Consider the following 20,645-nt stretch of genomic DNA (forward strand, 5'->3'; position numbering starts at 1 on the left):
GGAAAGTCCAACAACATGTCTAGACTGCGTCGCATGTCACCTCGCCGAAGCTACGACCAGTACTGTTCCGCCGCCCGCGCGCTCGACGCCGTCGGCGACCGCTGGACCCTGCTGATCGTCCGCGAACTCCTCGCGGGACCGCGCCGCTACACCGACCTGCACGCGGACCTGCCCGGCGTCAGCACGGACGTACTGGCCTCCCGGCTGAAGGACATGGAACGCGACGGGCTCACCACCCGGCGCCGGCTGCCGCCGCCCGGAGCGGCGTACGTGTACGAACTCACCGATCGCGGCACCGCGTTGTTGCCGGTGCTCCAGGCGCTCGGCGCCTGGGGCGAGGCCGAACTGGGGGAGCGGCGGCCCACGGACGCGGTACGGGCGCACTGGTTCGCGCTGCCCCTGCTGCGGGCCCTGGACGGCGAGGGCCTCGTCGAAGTACGCCTGGAGGAGGGGCGGTTCCACCTGCACGTCGGCGCCGAGGACGGGCCGGTGTACGGCGACGGGCCCGCCCCCGGGGAGCCCGACGCCCTGCTGTCCCTGGACACCGCCACCTGTACGGCGATCAGCCGGGGTGAGCTGACCCTGGCCGACGCCGTGCGCGCCGGGCGGGCCGAGGTCACCGGCGACGGCACGCTCGCCAAAACCCTGCGGGAGCTGTGAGACGAACGACGGAGGGCCCGCACGGGGCGGGCCCTCCGTACGGGCGTCACGCGGTCGGCGGCACCCCGGGCGGGCGCCCGGATCCCCGCGTCAGCCGGTACCCGCCGACACCCGCCAGCGCGGCCAGCGCACCGCCCACCGCCGTCCACACCCAGCGGTCGGACCACCAGCCCGAGGTCCAGCCGTCCTCCGGCTCCAGACCGGCGAGCACGGCGGACGGCGAGTCGTCGTCCTCGTCGGCCTCGGCGCGTGTCGCGATGCCCGGCACCAGCGGCCGCGCCAGCGCGCCGTCCACCGCCGCCGCGCCGCCCATGTCCTTGGACTCCACCCGCAGTTCGGTGTCCACGGCCTGACCGAGATCCGCCGTGGACAGCCGCAGTGCGGTGAGCCGGACGTAGTAGGTGCCCGGCAGCGGGTCGTTGGCCCACGGCTCCGACCAGGCGCGGACGGTGCGCAGCACGCACTCCAGCTCGACCGAGGCCGCGTCCGCCGGGGCGGTGCGGGTCTGCGCGCCGTACTGGCAGGCCTGACGGCGGCGCAGACCGTCGTACACGTCGATCTGCCAGGTCTCCGCCGCGTGGGTCTCCGGCAGCTTCACCGTGGCCCGGACGGTGGGACGCTGCCCGGCGTCCGCCGGGAACGACCAGTACAGGTAGTCACCGGTGGAGGCGCGCGCGGTGGCGGTCTGCCCCTGCTCGACCTCCGCCGCGGTGCGGAACGAGGTGCCCGCGCGGGTGGGCGCCCCGCCGTCCTCGGACGCGCCCGGGGAGGGCGAGGAGTCGGCCGCGGCGGGGGCCGCGGCCAGCCCGAGCGTGAGCAGGGCGGCACTCAGTACACGTGTGACGCGCATCAGTTGGTCCTCCAGACGGCGACCCGCCAGCGTGACAGCCAGCCCCAGAGCAGACCGGCGACGAAGCCGGCGAGGATCAGCGCGCCGAGCAGCCACCAGCCCCGGCCCAGACCGAAGGAAGCCACGTCGCCCGCCCCGTCGGGACCGTCCACGACGTCGACGGTCAGCTCCAGCGGAAGACCGGGCGTGGTCTTGACCCCGGAGTCCGCCGAGAAGGAGTTGGTCACCGCCAGGCACACGACCTCGGCCGCGACCTTGTCGCCGTCGCTGTCCTCCAGCTCGGGCTTCGGGTACCGCAGCCCGGTGGACAGCACGTCCGTACGGCCGTTGCCGGCCGCCTCACCGCGCACGATCTCCCGGCCGTGCGTCGTCACCGCCCGCAGCAGCACGCCGTGGTCCGGACGCACCGCCCGGTCCGCCGCCACGCTCACCGAGGCGCGCAGCTCCTGCCCCGGCAGCACCTCCACGCGGTACCAGCGCTGCTGACCGAACTCCTCGCGGTCGGTGTACAGACCGGACTTCAGCGCCGGCGCCTTCGCGCACGAGTCGGCGCCCTCGGCGGCCACCGGCGTCACCACGGGCTCGGCCGCCCGGTCCACCAGCTCGTTCACCCGGTCGGTGAGCTCGTCCTGGTGCTCGACCGACGTGTACGTGCCGCCGGTCGCCTCGGCGATGCAGCTGAGCTGCCGGCTCAGCTTGGCGTTCGGCACCAGGCCCAGGGTGTCGATGGTCAGGCCGATGCCCCTGGCCGCGATCTCCCGGGCCACCTCGCACGGGTCCAGCGGGGCACAGGTGTCCTCGCCGTCGCTGATCAGCACGATCCGCTTGGAGCCGGCGCCGCCGTCGAGGTCGTCCGCCGCCTTCAGCAGGGCGGGGCCGATCGGGGTCCAGCCCGTCGGGACGAGCGTGGCCACCGCCGTCTTGGCCTCGGTGCGGTCCAGCGGGCCGACCGGGTAGAGCTGCGCGGTGTCCTTGCAGCCCTCCTTGCGGTCGTCGCCGGGGTAGTTCGCGCCCAGGGTGCGGATGCCCAGCTCGACCTCCTCCGGCGTGGCGTCCAGCACCTCGTTGAACGCCTGCTTCGCCGCCGCCATCCGGGACTGGCCGTCGATGTCCTTGGCGCGCATCGAGCCGCTCACATCGAGGACGAGGTTCACCTTGGGCGCGTCCTGGCCCGTGGGTTCACCGGCGGCCGCCCCGGCCGGGAAGGCGAGCCCGGCCGTCAGTGCGGCGAGCAGGGCACAGGCGCCTGCCACCGGCCGTTTTCTTCTGATCATCGGCGGATCCTATTGATCAGAAGTGGCCTCCTCCAAAACGGGATGTCACATCGGCTCGTACCGCAGCGGATTGGGAAGCTCCGCCCACCGGTCCCCGGCCGTCCGCGGCGACAGCCGCATCTGCGTGAGCGCCTTCGTCGGCACCGGTTCCTCGAGCAGCGCGGCCAGGTCCGGGGTGCGCGGCAGCCGCGGTACGGCGCTCTCCAGCGCCGCCCGCAGCGCCGGCCCCGACCCCGTGATCCCCGCCAGCGCCCCGGCCACCAGCGAACCGAACAGCTTGCGCCGCAGGGTGCGTTCGTCGTCGGTGACCATGCGCGCGGGAAGCCCTCCGGGCAGCGGGACGCCGTGCCGGGCGAGGCGCGCGGGGCCGACCCGGAGATCGGCCAGATCGCGGTAGACGAGCCGCACCGGGTCCCCGGCCGGGGACAGCACCACGAGCAGGTTCTGCCCGTGCGCCTCCAGCGCCACCCCCAGCTCCAGCAGCCGCAGCCCGACCGTGAGCGCGAGCCGGGCGAACCGGCCCGACCAGGAGGCGGAGCGGGGGAGTTCGGTGGTCGCCAGCGCCGCCACCGGCACCACCCGCTCCCCGGGCCCCGCGAACACCTCGGGCGACTCGCGCAGCACCGCGGCGAGATCCGGCGAACCCGCCGCCACCGCGCCCAGCGTGCGCGTGATGTGCAGCAGCCCGTCCGTCCGGGCCGCCACCGCCTGCCCGAAGTCCGACAGCACCGCCGACGCGGCGACCGAACCGAGCGAGATGTCCCGCACCGAGGACGTCAGCCGGGCACTCAGTGCCGTCTTGACGTGCGGCCCGTCCGGCAAGGCGAGGGTCCGCAGCGCCATCAGGGGATGCGCCGCGAGCCGCCGCCCACCCGCCCGCTTCAGCACGTGCGCCGCCTGCCAGGGGTGCACCGGGATCACCACCCGCCCCGCCTCCCGCAGCCACTCGGGCCACACCCCCGTCACCAGACACTCCCCGTCCGGCACCGGCACCGTCCCCAGCTCCACGAGCGGCCCGTGCTCCGGCCCGTAGGCGAGCTGCTCGGCCACCGAGAAGCCCGGCCGGGAACGGCAGTTGGGGTGGAACGGATGCCCGTCCACCACCCGCTGCTCCCACTCCCAGTCCCGGGCCGGCCACTGCCGCGGGTCGTCCCGCGGCCGCCCCGCCCGCGACAACGCCAACGACGCGACACTGTGCCCGAGTTCGGCCGCGAAGACCGCCGAGTGCGGTACCGCGAGCTCCGTCATCAGCCGCGCCGGATCGCCGTACCCCGCCCCGTCCAGCCGTACGTCCGTGACATACGCGCCGGTCGCGTACGGATCCGCCCGCGGGCCGTGCAGCCGCCGCCCGTCCGTCAGCCGCAGGGTGAGCCCGTCACCCGTCGTCTCCCGCCCGGCCACCCACGGCAGCGGATCATGCGCGAGGCCACGCCACAGCCGGGTCAGCACGGCGGCCCGCGCACCGGGGAGCGCGTCGGCGTACCCGGGCACGAGGCCGGGCCGTACGACGGCCAGTTCGTCGGCGACCTCGGCCTCGGCGGGGGAGGGACGGTGCACGGGCGGGCTCCTCGGGTACACGCGGTGTGGGACGTATGGGTGGACGGTGACAGACATACTGATCGTCTCCGCCCGCACAGACCGTAAGGAACCAGGGGAACGCGTGGACCTCATGCCCCCGCCCGCGGACGACGGCGCGGCGCGCCGCGCCGACGCGTACGCGGCCGTGCCGCTGTTGAACTGCCTGCTGCGCGAAGTGGCCCAGCCCGTGCCGGGCCCGGGTTCCCACGGGCACCGGACGTACCGCCTGCCCGGCACGGACCGTCTGCTGCGGGTGCGCGGCACCCGACGCCCCGCCGCACCCGAGGTCCACGCCGCCGGCACCTGGCACCGCGTCGGCCACCCGGAGCTGGTCCAACTCGTCGCCGAGGAGCTGCGCCGGCACACCGGCCTGTCCAACCACGAACTGCCCGCCGAGATGCTCGACAGCCGGGACACGGTGGCCGTCCTGCTCGCCGCCCGAGCCCTGGCCACCCCGCCGGACGACCCGTATCTGCGCTCCGAACAGGCCCTGATCACCGGCCACACCCACCACCCCGCCCCCAAGGCACGGGGCGGCGGCCCCGCGGCGGCCTGGCTGCCGTACGCGCCCGAGGCGCACGCCCGCTTCCCGCTGGCGCTGCTGGGAGTGCGCGAGGACGCCGTCGTGGACGAGGGCGACACCGCGGCCCTCGACCGCCTGGGCACCGCCCCGCCCGGCTACCGGCTGCTCCCCGCCCACCCCTGGCAGCTGGACCTCGCGGCCCGTGACCTCGCCCCCGCCTTCGCCGACGGCCGCCTGGTCCGGCTGGGCACGACCGCCTTCCCGGCCTGGCCCACGGCGGCGATCCGCACCGTGTACGCGCCCGAGCGGGACCTGTTCCTGAAGTTCAGCCTGGACGTGCGCATCACCAACGACATCCGCCGCCTGTGGCGCCACGACCTGGACGGACTCCGGGTGACCGACACGGCCGTACGCGACGCCTTCGCCGGGCTCGACGCGGCCTGGCTCAGCGACCGGGGCCACCGCACCACGGACTTCGCCCACGAGCAGCTGGCCGTCGTCGTACGCGACGGGCTGCGCGGGCACCTGGTGCAGGGAGCGACCCCCTACCTGGCGGCGGCGCTGGCGGAGGGCTTCGACGGCGACCCGCTCGCCGGCACCCCGCGTCCGGCGGACTGGTGGCGGGCGTACCTGGCGCGGGTGGTGCCCCCCGCGCTGACGGCCTTCGACCGGCACGGCGTCGTCCTGGAGGCCCACCTCCAGAACGCGCTGATCGCCGTGGACGCCGGCGGCATGCCCGTACAGGCCCTGTACCGGGACGCGGAGGGCGTGAAACTGCTGTCCGCGGTCTCCAGGGAGGCGGGCTGGGAACGCCTGGTCTACTGCCTGGTCGTCAACCACCTCATGGAGATCGCCGCCGCCCTCGCCGACCACCACCCCGGCCTCGACCCCTGGCCCGCCCTGCGCGACGAACTCTCCCGCCACGACCTCCCCGAGATCCCCGCCCTCCTCACCGCCCCGACCCTGCCCGCCAAGACCAACCTCCTGCTGCGCTGGACCGCCGCGGACGGCGCGGACGCCCGCTACCTGCCGCTGCCCAATCCGCTGGCCGGCGCATAAAGGCAGGTGAGGGTAAGGGAAGCCTGCCGTACGCTGGCCGGTGTGCTGCGCGACGTGAAGGCTGTTCGTTATGTGACCCCGCTCAGGTCGGGAGGCTCCGTGCCCGGCGTCTTCGAGGCCGACGACCTGGGGACGTACGTCGTCAAGTTCACCGGGTCCGCGCAGGGCCGCAAGGCGCTGGTCGCCGAGGTGATCGTGGGGGAGCTGGCCCGCGCCCTCGGCCTGCGCTTCCCCGAGCTGGTCCTGGTGCACTTCGACCCGGCGATCGCGGACAGCGAGCCCCACCAGGAGGTGCGGGAGCTGCACGCCTCCAGCGCGGGCGTCAACCTCGGCATGGACTACCTGTCCGGCGCCGCGGACTTCACCCCCGAGGTCGCCCGGGACTTTCCCGTCGATCCGCTGGAGGCCGGGCGGATCGTCTGGCTCGACGCGCTGACCGTGAACGTGGACCGCACCGTCCACAGCTCCAATCTGGTGGTCTGGCCCACGCTGGGCGCCGCACCCCCGCGGCTGTGGCTCATCGACCACGGCGCCGCGCTCGTCTTCCACCACCGCTGGGAGGGCTCCGACCCGGCCAAGGCGTACGACTTCCGCCATCACGCCCTCGGCCACTACGGCCCCGACGTCCGCGCCGCGGACGCCGAGCTGGCGCCGAAGGTGACCGAGGAACTGCTGCGGTCCATCACCGCCGAGGTGCCCGACGACTGGCTGGCCGACGACCACCGCTTCACCACGCCCGACGAGGTCCGGGAGGCGTACGTGACATACCTCCACGCGCGCGTGCGGGCCTCGCGGGAGTGGCTGCCCACGGACTTCCCCAGCGCGGAGGAGCTCGCCGAGGAGAACGCCCGGCGGGCGGCCCGGACCCAGCGGGGCCGCCCGGACTGGCTCAAGCGCGTGCCCGACCTGCACGGCAAACCGGCGGCGGCCCAGGACTGGTCGGTGCACCTGGGCCGCTCGGAGCAGTAGGGCTCAGCCCTTGAGCTGCTCGTACGCCGGGAGGGTGAGGAAGTCGGCGTAGTCCTCGTCGAGGGAGACCTTGAGCAGCAGGTCGTGCGCCTGCTGCCAGTTGCCGGCCGTGAACGCCTCCTCGCCGATCTCCGCGCGGATGTTCGCCAGTTCCTCGGCGGCGACCTTGCGGGCGAGTTCGGCGGTGACCCGCTCGCCGTTGTCGAGGACGACACCCGCGTTGATCCACTGCCAGATCTGCGAGCGGGAGATCTCGGCGGTGGCGGCGTCCTCCATCAGGTTGAAGATGGCGACCGCGCCGAGTCCGCGCAGCCACGCCTCGATGTAGCGGACGCCGACCTGGACCGCGTTGACCAGGCCCGCGTAAGTGGGCTTGGCGTCCAGGGAGTCGACGGCGATGAGGTCCTCCGCCTTGACGTCGACGTCCTCACGCAGTCGGTCCTTCTGGTTCGGCTTGTCGCCGAGGACCCGGTCGAAGGACTCCATGGCGATCGGGACCAGGTCGGGGTGGGCGACCCAGGAGCCGTCGAAGCCGTCGTTCGCCTCGCGGTCCTTGTCGGCGCGGACCTTCTCGAAGGCCACCTTGTTGACCTCGGCGTCCCGGCGGGACGGGATGAACGCCGCCATCCCGCCGATCGCGTGCGCGCCGCGCTTGTGGCAGGTGCGCACGAGGAGTTCGGTGTACGCCCGCATGAACGGGGCGGTCATCGTCACCGCGTTGCGGTCCGGCAGGACGAACTTGGCGCCGCCGTCACGGAAGTTCTTGACGATGGAGAACAGGTAGTCCCAGCGGCCGGCGTTCAACCCGGAGGCGTGGTCGCGCAGTTCGTAGAGGATCTCCTCCATCTCGTACGCGGCCGTGATCGTCTCGATGAGGACCGTGGCGCGGACGGTGCCCTGCGGGATCCCCATGTAGTCCTGCGCGAAGACGAACACCTCGTTCCAGAGGCGGGCCTCCAGGTGGGACTCCGTCTTGGGGAGGTAGAAGTACGGGCCCTTGCCGGCGTCGATCAGGCGCTTGGCGTTGTGGAAGAAGTACAGGCCGAAGTCGACCAGCGCGCCCGGGACCGGTGTGCCGTCCGGGTCGGTGAGGTGCCGCTCGTTCAGATGCCAGCCGCGCGGGCGCATGACGACCGTCGCCAGCTCCTCGTCCGGGCGCAGGGCGTACGACTTGCCCGACGCCGGGTCGGTGAAGTCGATGTTCCGGGTGTAGGCGTCGATCAGGCTGAGCTGGCCGGTGACCACGTTCGCCCAGGTCGGCGCGGAGGCGTCCTCGAAGTCCGCGAGCCAGACCTTCGCGCCGGAGTTGAGGGCGTTGATGGTCATCTTGCGGTCGGTGGGGCCGGTGATCTCGACCCGGCGGTCGTTGAGGGCCTCGGGCGCCGGGGCCACCCTCCAGGAGTCGTCCGCGCGGATCGCGGCCGTCTCGGGCAGGAAGTCGAGCGTGGAGGTGCGGGCGATCTCGGCGCGGCGCTCCGCGCGGCGGGCGAGCAGCTCGTCACGCCGGGGCGTGAACCGCCGGTGCAGCTCGGCCACGAAGGCGAGCGCCGCGTCGGTGAGGACCTCCTCCTGCCGGGGCAGGGGCTCGGCGTCGACGATGGCCAGCGGGGACGGCGCTGGTGCGGACATCAGCTGTCACTTCCTTCGGCGTGCATGGCACCGGGTGCCGGTCGACCCGGGTACGGCTGGGGACGCCCGTACGGCGGTCGGGCGCTTCTGAGCAGTGGATAGTAGTTTCCTCATGGTGGAAGTTCAATGTTTTGTTGATGTCGAGATTCTCCGGGTCGAGGGAACGTGGCGCTCAGTGCCATCCCGCTCACTCCCTGCCACTCCGGTCTATTCAAGGTGCGCCAGATCCGCCTCGGTGTCGATGTCGTACGCCTCGGCCACGTCCCCGCACTCGACGAGCACCACCTGTTCCGCGTGTTCCCTCAGATAGGCCCGTGCACCCCGGTCGCCGGTCGCGGTCGCGGCGATCCCGGCCCAGTGCGCGGCGCCGAACAGGACGGGATGGCCGCGCACACCGTCGTAGGCGGCCGAGACGAGCGACTCGGGGGAGTCGAGGGCGCCGAGCACCCGGGCGACCGCCTCCGGGCCGATCCCGGGCTGGTCGACCAGGGAGACCAGCGCGGCCCGCGCGCCCGTCCCGGCCAGGGAGTCCAGCCCGGCCCGGAGCGAGGTGCCCATGCCCCGCTCCCACTCCGGGTTGTCGACGAGCACGCAGCCCGGCAGATGGGCGCGGGCGCGCACCTCGTCCGCCCGCGCGCCGAGCACCACGTGCACCCGGGCGCAGCCGCCCGCGCGGAGAACCTCCACCGCGTGCTCCACCAGCGGCCGCCCCCGGTGTGTGAGCAGCGCCTTGGGCCGGCCGCCGAGTCGGCGTCCGCCGCCCGCGGCCAGCAGTAGTCCCGCGACCTCCGTGGCGGGGTGCCCGCCCCCGTGATGTGTCGTCATGTGTCCTGCATACCGCACCCGGCGCGGCTGACGGCGGCGCGGGAACGGATGCCTCGGGCCACGATGTCACGCTGCGGAGCAACTCGATGACGCAGCGGACTGGCGCGAGGGGGCCGGGGTGGCGTTTACTGGCGCGACCGGCCGACGGGGTACCGGGGGCCGGTCAGGGGAGGCGCACAACGACGTGCCAGGGGGAGGACTGTGTTGCGCAGCGTGGAGCAGAGGCGTGTGCCCGGCAGTCAGGTGGACCCGCGGGTGGCGGAGCTGCGCTCCGCCGTGTCCCGGTTACGTCGGCAACTCGCCGCCCATCCCGGGGACTTCCGGGACCGCGGCATCGCGGAGGATGAGCTCGCCGAGCTGGCCGGCCTGGCCGCCGCCGGTGATCCCGAGGTCCCCCGCCTGCGCCGCTCCCTGCTGCTGATCGCGGGGGCGATCGGCTCGGTGAGCGCGCTGGGGCAGGGGGTGCGCGAACTGCGCGAGGCGGTGGAGCTGTTCGGGCCCTCGCCGCGCGGCTGACGGCCCCCCGATCAGGCGGTCGGGGCGGTGCCCGGCGTGGTGAGCGCCTCGGAGAGTTCCACGGCGACCTGCTGGAGCACCGGCACGATCTTCTCCGTCGCCGACTCCGTGACCCGCCCCGCCGGGCCCGAGATCGAGATCGCCGCCGCCGTGGGGGAGTCCGGCACCGGGACGGCGAGGCAGCGGACGCCGATCTCCTGCTCGTTGTCGTCCATCGCGTAGCCCAGGCGGCGCACGTCCTCCAGCGCCGCGAGGAAGCCCTCCGGCGTGGTGATGGTCTTGTCCGTCGCGGCGGGCATCCCCGTACGGCCGAGCAGGGCCCGTACCTCCTCCGGCGGGAAGGCGGCCAGCAGGGCCTTGCCCACGCCCGTGGAGTGCGGCAGCACGCGCCGGCCGACCTCGGTGAACATCCGCATGGAGTGCTTGGACGGCACCTGCGCCACGTACACGATCTCGTCCCCGTCGAGCAGCGCCATGTTCGCCGTCTCGCCGGTCTCCTCCACCAGGCGGGCCAGATACGGCCGCGCCCAGGTGCCAAGGAGCCGGGAGGCGGACTCGCCGAGCCGGATCAGCCGAGGGCCCAGCGCGTACCGGCGGTTGGGCTGCTGGCGCACATAGCCGCAGGCGACGAGCGTGCGCATCAGACGGTGAATGGTCGGCAGGGGCAGCCCGCTGCTCGCGGACAGCTCGCTCAGGCCGACCTCGCCGCCCGCGTCCGCCATCCGTTCGAGCAGATCGAAGGCGCGCTCGAGGGACTGCACGCCGCCGCTGGCGGCGGACCGGGCGGAGTCGGTGGTGCTGGCGCTGGACGTCGGCACGGCGCGTTCCTTTCGGGACTGGCAGGAAGGGCAGCAGCCTACCCGGCAGCCGGTTGACTGCCCGCTTGTGCATAGCTACGTTCTGCTCAGCGAAAGTCTAATTCCACTTTGTGGAATCGTCCAGAGGTGCCGCCGGGCCGGGGGCGCACGGAAAGTGTGCTCTTGACGGGGTGGGAGCGCGGGTGAAGACTCCTTCAACAGAACGTTGAATTCTCAGGCCGGCGGAAGTTCAGGAGGTTCCGGGTGCCCGACGCCGAACTGGTGCTGCGCTCCACGCGTGTCATCACTCCCGAGGGAACGCGCGCCGCGTCCGTCACGGTCGCGGACGGCACGATCACGGCCGTACTGCCGTACGACGCGCCGGTCCCCGAAGGCGCCCACCCGGAGGACCTCGGCGACGACGTCCTGCTGCCGGGCCTCGTCGACACCCACGTGCACGTCAACGACCCCGGCCGCACCGAGTGGGAGGGCTTCTGGACCGCCACCCGCGCCGCGGCGGCCGGCGGCATCACCACGCTGATCGACATGCCGCTCAACTCCCTCCCGCCCACCACCACCGTCGACCACCTGCGCGTCAAGCAGCGCGTCGCCGCCGACAAGGCCCACATCGACGTCGGCTTCTGGGGCGGCGCGCTGCCCGACAACGTCAAGGACCTCCGTCCGCTGCACGAGGCCGGCGTCTTCGGCTTCAAGGCCTTCCTGTCGCCCTCCGGCGTGGACGAGTTCCCGCACCTCGACCAGGAGCGGCTGGCCCGCTCACTGGCGGAGATCGCCGCCTTCGACGGCCTGCTGATCGTGCACGCCGAGGACCCGCACCACCTCGCCGCCGCCCCGCAGCACGGCGGCCCCAAGTACGCCGACTTCCTCGCCTCCCGCCCGCGCGACGCCGAGGACACCGCCATCGCCCACCTCGTCGACCTGGCGAAACGTCTGGGCGCACGGGTGCACGTCCTGCACCTCTCCTCCAGTGACGCGCTGCCCGTGATCGCCCGGGCCAAGGCGGACGGCGTGCGCGTCACCGTCGAGACCTGCCCCCACTACCTCACCCTCGCCGCGGAGGAGGTCCCGGACGGCGCCAGCGAGTTCAAGTGCTGTCCGCCCATCCGCGAGGCCGCCAACCAGGACCTGCTCTGGCAGGCCCTGGCGGACGGCACCATCGACTGCGTCGTCACCGACCACTCCCCGTCCACCGCCGACCTCAAGACGGACGACTTCTCGACCGCCTGGGGCGGCATCTCCGGCCTCCAGCTCAGCCTGCCGGCCGTCTGGACCGAGGCCCGCAGGCGCGGCCACGGCCTGGAGGACGTGGTGCGCTGGATGTCGACGCGAACGGCCCGGCTGGCCGGCCTCGACGCGCGCAAGGGCGCCATCGCGCCCGGCCGTGACGCCGACTTCGCCGTCCTCGCCCCCGACGAGACCTTCACCGTCGACCCCGCGGCGCTTCAGCACCGCAACCCGGTGACGGCGTACGCGGGCAGGACCCTGTACGGCGTCGTCAGGTCCACCTGGCTGCGCGGCCGGCGCATCGTGGCCGACGGCGAGTTCACCGAACCGAAGGGCCGACTGCTCACCCGCTCCCACTGACACCGACACCCGAAAGGCAGGACCTGATCACCGTGACGGCGATCGAGAGCTTCACCGGCGACGCGAACCCCTACAGCGGCGGTGACCCGTACGCGGACTACCGCACCGCCGACTTCCCCTTCACCCACCACGCCGACCTCGCCGACCGCCGGCTCGGTGCCGGTGTCATCGCCGCCAACGACGAGTTCTTCGCCCAGCGGGAGAACCTCCTGCTCCCCGGGCGCGCCGAGTTCGACCCCGAGCACTTCGGGCACAAGGGCAAGGTCATGGACGGCTGGGAGACCAGGCGCCGGCGCGGCCCCTCCGCCGAGCACCCCTGGCCGGCGGACGACGACCACGACTGGGCGCTGATCCGCCTCGGCGCGCCCGGAGTGGTCCGCGGCATCGTCGTGGACACCGCCCACTTCCGCGGCAACTACCCGCAGGCCGTGTCCGTCGAGGGCACCGCGATGGCGGGCTCCCCGTCGCCGGAGGAACTCCTCGCGGACGACGTGAAGTGGACGACCCTCGTCCCGCGCACACCGGTCGGCGGCCACGCGGCCAACGGCTTCGCCGTGACGGACGAGCAGCGCTTCACCCACCTGCGCCTCAAGCAGCACCCCGACGGCGGCATCGCCCGGCTGCGCGTGTACGGCGAGGTCGTCCCGGACCCGGCCTGGCTGGAGGCGCTGGGCACCTTCGACGTCGTCGCCCTGGAGAACGGCGGCCGGGTCGAGGACGCCTCGAACCGCTTCTACTCGCCGGCCACCAACACCATCCAGCCCGGCCGCTCCCACAAGATGGACGACGGCTGGGAGACCCGCCGCCGCCGCGACCGGGGCCACGACTGGATCCGCTACCGGCTGGTTGCCCAGGCGCAGATCCGCGCCCTGGAGATCGACACGGCGTACCTCAAGGGCAACAGCGCGGGCTGGGCGTCGGTGTCGGTGAAGGACGGCGAAGACGGGGACTGGCGCGAGATCCTCCCGCGCACCCGCCTCCAGCCCGACACCAACCACCGCTTCGTCCTCCCGACCCCGGCGACCGCCACCCACGCCCGCATCGACATCCACCCCGACGGCGGCATCTCCCGCCTCCGCCTCTACGGCACCCTGACAGCCCAGGGCAAGTCCACCCTGAGCTGACATAGCTGCGGGCAGTCGTGCCGCCGCAGCTGCGGGCAGTCGTGCCGCTGGGGCGGCACGGGTGGGCGCAGCGGCACCCGGCAACGCCGGCAGAGCAACCCCGGCAGAGCAACCCCCGCACGGCGGCAGCCAGTAACCCCCGCCGCCGTGCGGCAGCCCTACGCCGCATGCCCCCCATCCACCGAGAACTCCGCCCCCGTCACATACGCCGCCCCCGCCACATACGCGATCGCCCCCGCCACCTCCTCCACCGTCCCGAACCGCCCCACCGCCGTCATGGCGACCTGATCCGCCGCAAACGCCCCACCCGCCGGATTCATGTCCGTGTCGATCGGCCCCGGATGCACGATGTTCGCCGTGATCCCCCGCCCACCCAACTCCCGGGCCAGCGCCTTCGTCAGCCCCACCAGCGCCGACTTGCTCATCGCGTACAGCGTCCCGCCCGGCCCCGGCACCCGCTGCGTCATGCACGTGCCGACGGTGATGATCCGCCCCCCACCGTCCATGTGGGCCGCCGCCGCCCGGGACGCCAGGAACACCCCGCGCACATTCACCGCGAGCACCCGGTCCACATCCGCGAGGGACAGGGACTCCACGGGCCCGAGCACGCCGACCCCCGCGTTGTTCACCAGCACGTCCAGCCGCCCCAGCGCCCGCACGGTCGCCTCCACCGCCCCGGCGGCCTCCTCCGCGTCACCGGCGTCCGCGCGCAGGGCCACCGCGCGGCGGCCCAGCGCCTCCACGGCCCGCACGACCTCCTCGGCCGCCTCCTTGCCGCTCACGTACGTCACCGCGACGTCCGCGCCCTCCCGCGCGAGCCGCAGCGCCGTCGCCGCGCCGATCCCGCGGCTTGCGCCGGTCACCAGCGCCACCTTGCCGGCCAGGGCCGTCCCGAAGTTCTTCACAGAAGTGTCTGTCGTCATGCGTCCATCCCAGCGCCCGCGGCCCGGCCGTGCTGGCGGCGAACGGACGTCGACCTGCCGGACGACGACCGATGAGTTGCGGGCCCCGCCGGGGTCTGAGCTGATGACGTCACGTCCGCCCCCGCGCACCGAAAGGCAGGTACCCGTCATGGGCAAGCTCGTGGCCACCACCTTCGTCACCCTCGACGGGGTCTACCAGGCTCCCGGCGGCCCCCAGGAGGACACCAGGGACGGCTTCGACCAGGGAGGCTGGAGCGTCCCCTACCTCGACGAGGACTTCGGACGGTTCGTCGACGGGGTCTTCTCCCGGGTGGGCGCCTTCCTCCTGGGCCGTCGTACGTACGACATCTTCGCCTCGTCCTGGCCGAAGGTGACCGACCCCGCCGATCCGGTGAACGCGCTGCCGAAGTACGTCGTCTCCTCCACCCTCGGCGAACCCGAGTGGGCCAACACCACCGTCCTCGGCGGCGATCTCGCCAAGGAGGTCACCGCCCTCAAGGAGCGCACCGACGGCGAGCTCCAGCTCCATGGCAGCGGCGCCCTCGCCCGGTCCCTGTTCGCGCTCGGCCTCGTGGACACCCTGCATCTGCTGACGTATCCGGTCGTCCTCGGCGCCGGACGCCGGCTGTTCCCGGAGGGCTCGGCACCGACCGCTTTCCAGCACACGGGCGGCAGCATCACCTCCAAGGGAGTGTCCATCCAGACCTACGACCTCGCGGGCCGCCCCGAGTACGGCGAGTACGAGCTCTAGGCCGTGTTTCAGGTAGCGGGTCAGTCTTGGGCGGACAGTTCTTCCGCCAGTTCCATACAGCGCAGGCGGGCCGGGGAGAAGTCGTAGGGCATCTTGCCGGTGGCTTCGAACACGCTCATGGAGTCGGCCTCCGCAGGGTGCGACGTGTCCCAGGCGTCGAAGAGGGCATCGTCGTCCTTACCCAGGCCGGACTCCTCGATGACGGCCTGGAGGGTGCTTTCGAAGGCGTGCCGCTCGACGGCCACTTGAGCCACCCGTGGATCATCGACGGCGACACTGTCGTCGAGTGCCTCCTCGGCGTCATCGATGCGGTCGGACTCCTCCCGCAGAGCGGGATGCGTGGCCAGGACGACGAAGCGGGTGGCCTGGACGGCCGCGCCGAGCGGGCCGAAGATCCGCTCGGTGACCAGCAGAGTGTCCAGGTCCGCCTGACGCAGGGAGCCCTCGGGCAGGCTCTTGAGGCGTTCGGTGACGAGGTCGGAGAGCAGGCCCATCCGGCTGCCTTCGGTGCGCATCCGCTGCACGGCGGTCCGTTGCCGCCGCAATTCCGCCTCCTGCTCGGCGAGGGATTCCTCCAACCGCTCCAGGACGCCCGCGACAGCGTCTGCGCTGTCCGCAGCGGCGGAAGTCGTGCCGGTGGTGAAGGCGTCACGGATGTCGTCCAGGGCGATCCCGGCGTCGGCCATCCTGCGAATCCACAGCAAGCGGATCATGTCCTCGTACCCGTAGCGGCGGCGGTCATCCGCGCCCCGCTCGGGCTCGGGGAGCAGGCCGATCTCGTGGTAATGGCGAATCGCCCGTGGCGTGCTGCCGACGAAGGCCGCCGCGTCACCGATCTTGACCTGACGGGGTGGCACGAAGGACGAAGGCATGAGCAGGGACCCTTCCTCGAGGCATCGGGACGCAAGTCCACCGGACCACATGCCGCTACGGAAGGTGCAACCCCATACACACCGCGCCGCGCCAATGCCAGGAAATGAATTCTCACCGCCTGCCGGGCCGGCGGCAGCGCCCCGGCGGGTTACGTCACGGAAAACTCATGGGACCCGTCGGCAAAATCCCTGTGGTTGTCATTGACATGCCATCGTCTACGCGCGTCATCATGGGGGCATGCGATTCCCCCCACACACCCTTCGTACCGGCGCGGCAGCCGCTGTCCTGTCCGCGCTCCTCCTGGGCGGCACCGTCTCCGCGACGACGGCTCACTCCGCCCCCGCACCCGCCCCCGTCGCCTCTTCCGTCGTCCTCGCGGTCGGCGACATCTGCTACAGCGATCTGCCCGCCGAGGCGCACGACACCCTCGACCTGATCGAGCAGGGCGGTCCCTATCCCTTCGAACAGGACGGGACCGTCTTCCAGAACCGGGAGGGCATCCTGCCCGACCAATCCACCGGCTACTACCACGAGTACACGGTGATCACGCCCGGTTCCCCCACCCGAGGCGCACGCCGCATCGTCACTGGTGAGCAGTACCAGGAGGACTACTACACCGCCGACCACTACGCCTCGTTCGACCTGGTCGACCACACCTGCTGACCACCGCGCCCGGAAGCCCGGCCGGCCGTCAGCCGGGCTTCCGGCTCCCGGCGACCGAGAACAGGGCAGCGCCCAGCACCAGCAGGGCGATGCTCGCGAAAATCCCGTAGTCGTCGAGGAAATCGACCCGCTGCACGAGACCCCAGTCCAGGTCGGTGAACTCGTGCACCAGCCCCGCCACGCCCTGCACGACGGCGATGAACCCCAGAACCTCCAACAACTGCTTCATGCGACCGACTCTCGCCCCGCGGACCCCCCACCCACATCGGCCGCGGGGCGAGTCCTCCCCGACGGAAGGCGACCGTGCGCGCCGGCCGGTACGCCGAAAGTCTGCGGAGCCGCGACTTCGGTAGCCGTCCCGCCGTCCGGGCTGTGCCGGGGCCGGCCCGCTGCGTAGATTTGTCGACCGTGACTGGTGACAAGGCGGAACAGACCCCCGCCCCGGTGTTCACGGGGCGCAGGTGGTACTTCCCGTCCGCCCTCATCCACGAACTCGACCCCGACGCGGCCCGCTCCGGGCGCAGGCCCCGGCGCACCGCGCGCGACTGGGTCGTCGACTTCTCCTGCTTCCTGCTGGCCGTCCTGGTCGGACTGCTGGGCGCCGAGGCACTCAACGACAACCACGACATCCCGCACGCGGTGGCCGTCGCCGACCAGGTGCTCGGCGCGCTGTCCTGCGCCGCGATCTGGCTGCGCCGGCGGTGGCCGCTCGCCCTGGCCGCCGTGATGGTCCCGGTCAGCTTCGTCTCGGAGACCTCCGGCGGTGTGGCCGTCATCGCCCTCTTCACGCTCGCCGTGCACCGCCCCTTCCGGTACGTGGTCTGGGTGGGCGGCGCCCAGGTGGTGCTCGTCCCGTTCTACTTCTGGTGGCGCCCCGACCCCGACCTGCCGTATCTCGCCTCGATCGTCCTCTTCACGGTGCTGGCGGTCGCGACCGTCGGCTGGGGCATGTTCGTACGCTCCAAGCGGCAGCTCATGCTGAGTCTCCGGGACCGGGCACGGCGGGCCGAGACGGAGGCGCGGCTGCGGGCCGAGCAGGCGCAGCGGCTCGCGCGCGAGGACATCGCGCGGGAGATGCACGACGTCCTCGCGCACCGGCTGACGCTGCTGAGCGTGCACGCGGGCGCGCTGGAGTTCCGGCCCGACGCCCCGCGCGAGGAGATCGCGCGGGCGGCCGGCGTCATCCGGGAGAGCGCCCACGAGGCGCTCCAGGACCTGCGCGAGATCATCGGTGTACTGCGGGCCGGGGAGTCCGACGACGCGGGGCGGCCGCAGCCGACGCTCGCGGCGCTCGACACCCTGGTCGCCGAGTCCCGGCAGGCCGGCATGAAGGTCACCCTGGAACAGCGGGTCACCGACCCGGCCGCCGTCCACGCCTCCGTGGGCCGCACCGCCTACCGGATCGCCCAGGAGGGGCTGACCAACGCCCGCAAGCACGCCCCTGGCACGGAGGTCACCGTGTCGGTCACCGGCGGCCCGGGGGACGGCCTCACCGTGACCGTGCGCAACCCGGCTCCGGAGGGGGACGTACCGCACGTTCCCGGTGCCGGGCAGGGCCTGATCGGCCTCACCGAGCGGGCCACCCTGGCGGGCGGCACCCTGGAGCACGGGCCCACGTCCGACGGCGGGTTCGAGGTACGGGCACGGCTGCCATGGGGGTGAACCGGGATCGGCCGGGCCGTCTGTCTCCGTCCCGCCCGACCGTGATTACGTACCGACCATGACTGCGATCAGAGTGCTCCTCGTCGACGACGACCCACTGGTGCGGGCCGGACTGTCCTTCATGATGGGCGGCGCGGACGACATCGAGATCGTCGGAGAGGCCGCCGACGGGGGAGAGGTCGAGGCACTCGTCGACCGCACCCGCCCGGACGTCGTCCTCATGGACATCCGGATGCCGACGGTGGACGGTCTCACCGCGACCGAGTCGCTGCGCCGGCGCGCGGACGCTCCGCAGGTCGTGGTGCTCACCACCTTCCACGCCGACGAGCAGGTGCTGCGCGCCCTCCGCGCGGGCGCCGCCGGGTTCGTCCTCAAGGACACCCCGCCGGCCGAGATCGTCGACGCGGTGCGCCGGGTCGCGGCCGGCGATCCGGTGCTGTCGCCCACCGTCACCCGGCAGTTGATGGCACACGCGGTGGGCACGCCCGCCGGCACGCGACGCGCGCACGCGCGTGCGCGCGTCGCCGAGCTCAACGACCGCGAACGCGAGGTCGCCGTGGCGGTCGGCCGGGGCCTGTCCAACGCCGACATCGCCGCGCAGCTCTACATGAGCGTGGCCACCGTCAAGACCCATGTCTCCCGGATCCTGGCCAAGCTCGACCTCAACAACCGCGTCCAGATCGCCCTGCTCGCCCACGACGCCGGCCTCCTGGAGGAGTCCGACAGCCCCTGACCCTCCGGCCCCGTCCGTCGTCCACCCGCCAGTCGAAGGAGTTCCGTTCCCATGACCGCGTCCCCCGCGCTCGACCTGACCACCGCTCAGCAGGCCCTGCTCGGCCAGCCCTTCAGCCGGCTGCTCGGTGCCCGGGTGACGGCCTTCGGCGACGGCGGGGCGACCCTGGAGATCGACATCCGCGAGGAACTCCACCAGCAGAACGGCTTCGTGCACGGCGGCGTCCTCTCCTACGCCGCCGACAACGCCCTCACCTTCGCCGCCGGGGCCGTCCTCGGCCCGCACGTCCTCACCGGCGGCTTCTCCATCCAGTACCTCCGCCCGGCCACCGGCCGCACCCTGCGCGCCCGCGCGGAGGTCGTGCACGCCGGACGGCGCCAGGCCGTCGTCCGCTGCGATCTGCTCACCGTCGACGAGGACGGCACGGAGACGCTGTGCGCGGTCGCCCAGGGGACGGTCCTGCCCGTCCAGGCCCCCTGACACCGGCCCGCGCGTCAGGTGAACGCCGCCGCGGATCCGCTCACCAGCTCGGTCGGCCGGACCGGTCTGCGCTCCCGCCGGGATCTCTCGCACGCCTCCGCGATCAGCAGCGCCTGAAGGGCCTCCCGCCCGTCGCAGGGGTTGGCCCGCTCGCCCCGCACCACCTCGACGAAGGCGATCAGCTCGGCCTCGTACGCCGGTCCGAACCGCTCCAGGAACCCCGTCCACGGCTTGTCCGCGGCCGGCGGCCCGGTCGGCTCGGTGGACGCGATCGGCGTACGGTCGTCCAGGCCGACGGCGATCTGGTCCCGCTCCCCGGCGAGTTCCATGCGCACGTCGTAGCCGGCGCCGTTCAGCCGGGACGCGGTGGCCGTGGCGAGTGTGCCGTCGTCGAGGGTGAGGAGGGCCGCGCCGGTGTCGACGTCGCCCATCTCGCGGAACAGCGCGGGCCCGGCGTCGGACCCGGCCGCGTAGACCTCCGTGACCTCCCGGCCGGTCACCCAGCGCAGGATGTCGAAGTCGTGGATCAGGGTGTCCCGGTACAGCCCGCCGGACTGCCGCAGATACCCGGCGGGCGGCGGCTCCGCGTCGCTGCTCATCGCCCGTACGGTGTGCAGCCGCCCGAGCCTGCCCGAACGCACCGCCTCCCGCGCGCCCCTGTAACCGGCGTCGAAGCGGCGCTGGAAGCCCATCTGGAGGACGGTTCCGGCCGCCTCGACCTCAGTGATCGCCTGTAACGTGCCCGCGAGGTCCAGGGCGATGGGCTTCTCGCAGAACACCGGCAGCCCCGCGCGTGCCGCCCGGCCGATCAGATCGGCGTGGGCGGAGGTGGCCGCCGTGATCACCACGGCGTCCACGCCCCAGGTGTAGATCTCGTCCACCCCGGGTGCCGCCGTCTCGCCGAGCCGGAGCGCCAGGGCCTGGGCCCGCGCCGGATCCACGTCGGTGAGGATCAGGGAGCCGACGTCGCGGTGCCTGCTGAGTGTGTGGGCGTGAATGGTGCCGATACGGCCCGTACCGATGACCCCGATGCGCATGGAAACAAAGTGGGGCCCGCACCGCTCCCTGTCAATGCGTATGTCCGGACAACCGAACTACACAACTTCCCGTCAACAGCGCACGGGGCTACGCTCGCCCCGTGCCGAAACCAG

General features: G+C 72.9%; 21 protein-coding genes. 11 read left to right on the plus strand and 10 right to left on the minus strand.

Features of this window, described 5'->3' with window-relative positions:
• The first annotated feature begins 33 nt into the window (after positions 1–33).
• The gene (locus ACZ470_RS08040; RefSeq protein ID WP_468425484.1) at positions 34–660 is read left to right on the plus strand and encodes a winged helix-turn-helix transcriptional regulator; all 627 of its coding nucleotides are present in this window, start codon (positions 34–36) and stop codon (positions 658–660) included.
• A gap of 46 nt (positions 661–706) precedes the next feature.
• On the opposite strand, the gene ACZ470_RS08045 is transcribed toward ACZ470_RS08040, so the two are convergent.
• The 3 genes from ACZ470_RS08045 to ACZ470_RS08055 are packed head-to-tail and all read right to left on the minus strand — an operon-like array spanning position 707 to position 4,341.
• Positions 707–1,510: a hypothetical protein gene (locus tag ACZ470_RS08045; RefSeq protein ID WP_468425486.1), complete on the minus strand. Its 804-nt coding sequence runs from the start codon at positions 1,508–1,510 to the stop codon at positions 707–709.
• Entirely contained in the window at positions 1,510–2,784 is a 1,275-nt protein-coding gene (locus ACZ470_RS08050; protein ID WP_468425488.1) for a VWA domain-containing protein, read from the minus strand. The genes ACZ470_RS08045 and ACZ470_RS08050 overlap by 1 nt, the downstream gene beginning before the upstream one ends.
• A gap of 45 nt (positions 2,785–2,829) precedes the next feature.
• Positions 2,830–4,341, minus strand: a complete 1,512-nt coding sequence (locus ACZ470_RS08055) for an IucA/IucC family protein (RefSeq protein WP_468425490.1) — start codon at positions 4,339–4,341, stop codon at positions 2,830–2,832.
• A gap of 112 nt (positions 4,342–4,453) precedes the next feature.
• Between ACZ470_RS08055 and ACZ470_RS08060 the strand changes: the two genes are divergently transcribed.
• Positions 4,454–5,944, plus strand: a complete 1,491-nt coding sequence (locus ACZ470_RS08060; RefSeq protein ID WP_468426281.1) for an IucA/IucC family protein — start codon at positions 4,454–4,456, stop codon at positions 5,942–5,944.
• A gap of 42 nt (positions 5,945–5,986) precedes the next feature.
• Complete coding sequence (locus tag ACZ470_RS08065; protein ID WP_468425491.1) at positions 5,987–6,913, plus strand: HipA family kinase; 927 nt, start codon at positions 5,987–5,989, stop codon at positions 6,911–6,913.
• A 3-nt stretch (positions 6,914–6,916) separates the two neighbouring features.
• On the opposite strand, the gene aceB is transcribed toward ACZ470_RS08065, so the two are convergent.
• Positions 6,917–8,542, minus strand: coding sequence for a malate synthase A (aceB, locus tag ACZ470_RS08070; RefSeq protein WP_468425493.1), 1,626 nt, complete (start codon positions 8,540–8,542; stop codon positions 6,917–6,919).
• A gap of 207 nt (positions 8,543–8,749) precedes the next feature.
• Entirely contained in the window at positions 8,750–9,367 is a 618-nt protein-coding gene (locus ACZ470_RS08075) for a nucleotidyltransferase family protein (protein ID WP_468425495.1), read from the minus strand.
• Positions 9,368–9,568: 201 nt separating this feature from the next.
• Between ACZ470_RS08075 and ACZ470_RS08080 the strand changes: the two genes are divergently transcribed.
• Positions 9,569–9,883 carry a DUF5955 family protein gene (locus ACZ470_RS08080; RefSeq protein WP_468425497.1) on the plus strand — a complete coding sequence of 105 codons (315 nt, stop codon included), beginning with the start codon at positions 9,569–9,571 and terminating at the stop codon, positions 9,881–9,883.
• Between the two features lie 11 nt (positions 9,884–9,894).
• Here ACZ470_RS08080 and ACZ470_RS08085 read toward each other — a convergent pair whose 3' ends face one another.
• On the minus strand, positions 9,895–10,701 hold the full coding sequence (locus ACZ470_RS08085; protein WP_468425499.1) for an IclR family transcriptional regulator: 807 nt from the start codon (positions 10,699–10,701) through the stop codon (positions 9,895–9,897).
• A 243-nt stretch (positions 10,702–10,944) separates the two neighbouring features.
• Here ACZ470_RS08085 and allB point away from each other — a divergent pair, with 243 nt between their 5' ends.
• Both allB and alc read left to right on the plus strand, forming a co-directional pair.
• Positions 10,945–12,285: an allantoinase AllB gene (gene allB, locus ACZ470_RS08090; protein ID WP_468425501.1), complete on the plus strand. Its 1,341-nt coding sequence runs from the start codon at positions 10,945–10,947 to the stop codon at positions 12,283–12,285.
• Positions 12,286–12,317: 32 nt separating this feature from the next.
• A complete protein-coding gene (gene alc / locus ACZ470_RS08095; RefSeq protein ID WP_468425503.1) occupies positions 12,318–13,409 on the plus strand; it encodes an allantoicase in 1,092 nt (363 codons plus the stop codon).
• 158 nt (positions 13,410–13,567) lie between these two features.
• Here alc and ACZ470_RS08100 read toward each other — a convergent pair whose 3' ends face one another.
• Positions 13,568–14,332, minus strand: a complete 765-nt coding sequence (locus ACZ470_RS08100; RefSeq protein ID WP_468425504.1) for an SDR family oxidoreductase — start codon at positions 14,330–14,332, stop codon at positions 13,568–13,570.
• 148 nt (positions 14,333–14,480) lie between these two features.
• On the opposite strand from ACZ470_RS08100, the gene ACZ470_RS08105 reads away from it, so the two are divergent.
• Positions 14,481–15,083, plus strand: a complete 603-nt coding sequence (locus ACZ470_RS08105) for a dihydrofolate reductase family protein (RefSeq protein ID WP_468425506.1) — start codon at positions 14,481–14,483, stop codon at positions 15,081–15,083.
• Positions 15,084–15,103: 20 nt separating this feature from the next.
• Here ACZ470_RS08105 and ACZ470_RS08110 read toward each other — a convergent pair whose 3' ends face one another.
• Positions 15,104–15,955 carry a MerR family transcriptional regulator gene (locus tag ACZ470_RS08110; RefSeq protein WP_468425508.1) on the minus strand — a complete coding sequence of 284 codons (852 nt, stop codon included), beginning with the start codon at positions 15,953–15,955 and terminating at the stop codon, positions 15,104–15,106.
• 238 nt (positions 15,956–16,193) lie between these two features.
• Between ACZ470_RS08110 and ACZ470_RS08115 the strand changes: the two genes are divergently transcribed.
• Complete coding sequence (locus ACZ470_RS08115) at positions 16,194–16,619, plus strand: guanyl-specific ribonuclease (RefSeq protein WP_468425510.1); 426 nt, start codon at positions 16,194–16,196, stop codon at positions 16,617–16,619.
• Between the two features lie 28 nt (positions 16,620–16,647).
• Here ACZ470_RS08115 and ACZ470_RS08120 read toward each other — a convergent pair whose 3' ends face one another.
• Positions 16,648–16,848 (minus strand): hypothetical protein, encoded by a 201-nt coding sequence (locus tag ACZ470_RS08120; RefSeq protein WP_468425511.1) that lies wholly within the window; start codon positions 16,846–16,848, stop codon positions 16,648–16,650.
• Positions 16,849–17,027: 179 nt separating this feature from the next.
• Here ACZ470_RS08120 and ACZ470_RS08125 point away from each other — a divergent pair, with 179 nt between their 5' ends.
• From ACZ470_RS08125 to ACZ470_RS08135, 3 genes are read left to right on the plus strand one after another with little or no spacing between them, the layout of a single operon-like run.
• The gene (locus ACZ470_RS08125) at positions 17,028–18,281 is read left to right on the plus strand and encodes a sensor histidine kinase (protein ID WP_468425512.1); all 1,254 of its coding nucleotides are present in this window, start codon (positions 17,028–17,030) and stop codon (positions 18,279–18,281) included.
• 58 nt (positions 18,282–18,339) lie between these two features.
• Positions 18,340–19,014 (plus strand): response regulator transcription factor, encoded by a 675-nt coding sequence (locus ACZ470_RS08130; RefSeq protein ID WP_468425514.1) that lies wholly within the window; start codon positions 18,340–18,342, stop codon positions 19,012–19,014.
• A gap of 51 nt (positions 19,015–19,065) precedes the next feature.
• Positions 19,066–19,494, plus strand: a complete 429-nt coding sequence (locus ACZ470_RS08135; RefSeq protein WP_468425516.1) for a PaaI family thioesterase — start codon at positions 19,066–19,068, stop codon at positions 19,492–19,494.
• Between the two features lie 14 nt (positions 19,495–19,508).
• Here the strand turns inward: ACZ470_RS08135 and ACZ470_RS08140 are convergent, their stop codons facing one another.
• Entirely contained in the window at positions 19,509–20,531 is a 1,023-nt protein-coding gene (locus tag ACZ470_RS08140; protein WP_468425518.1) for a Gfo/Idh/MocA family protein, read from the minus strand.
• Between the last annotated feature and the right edge of the window lie 114 nt (positions 20,532–20,645).

Source organism: Streptomyces sp. NPDC031111, assembly GCF_055570675.1.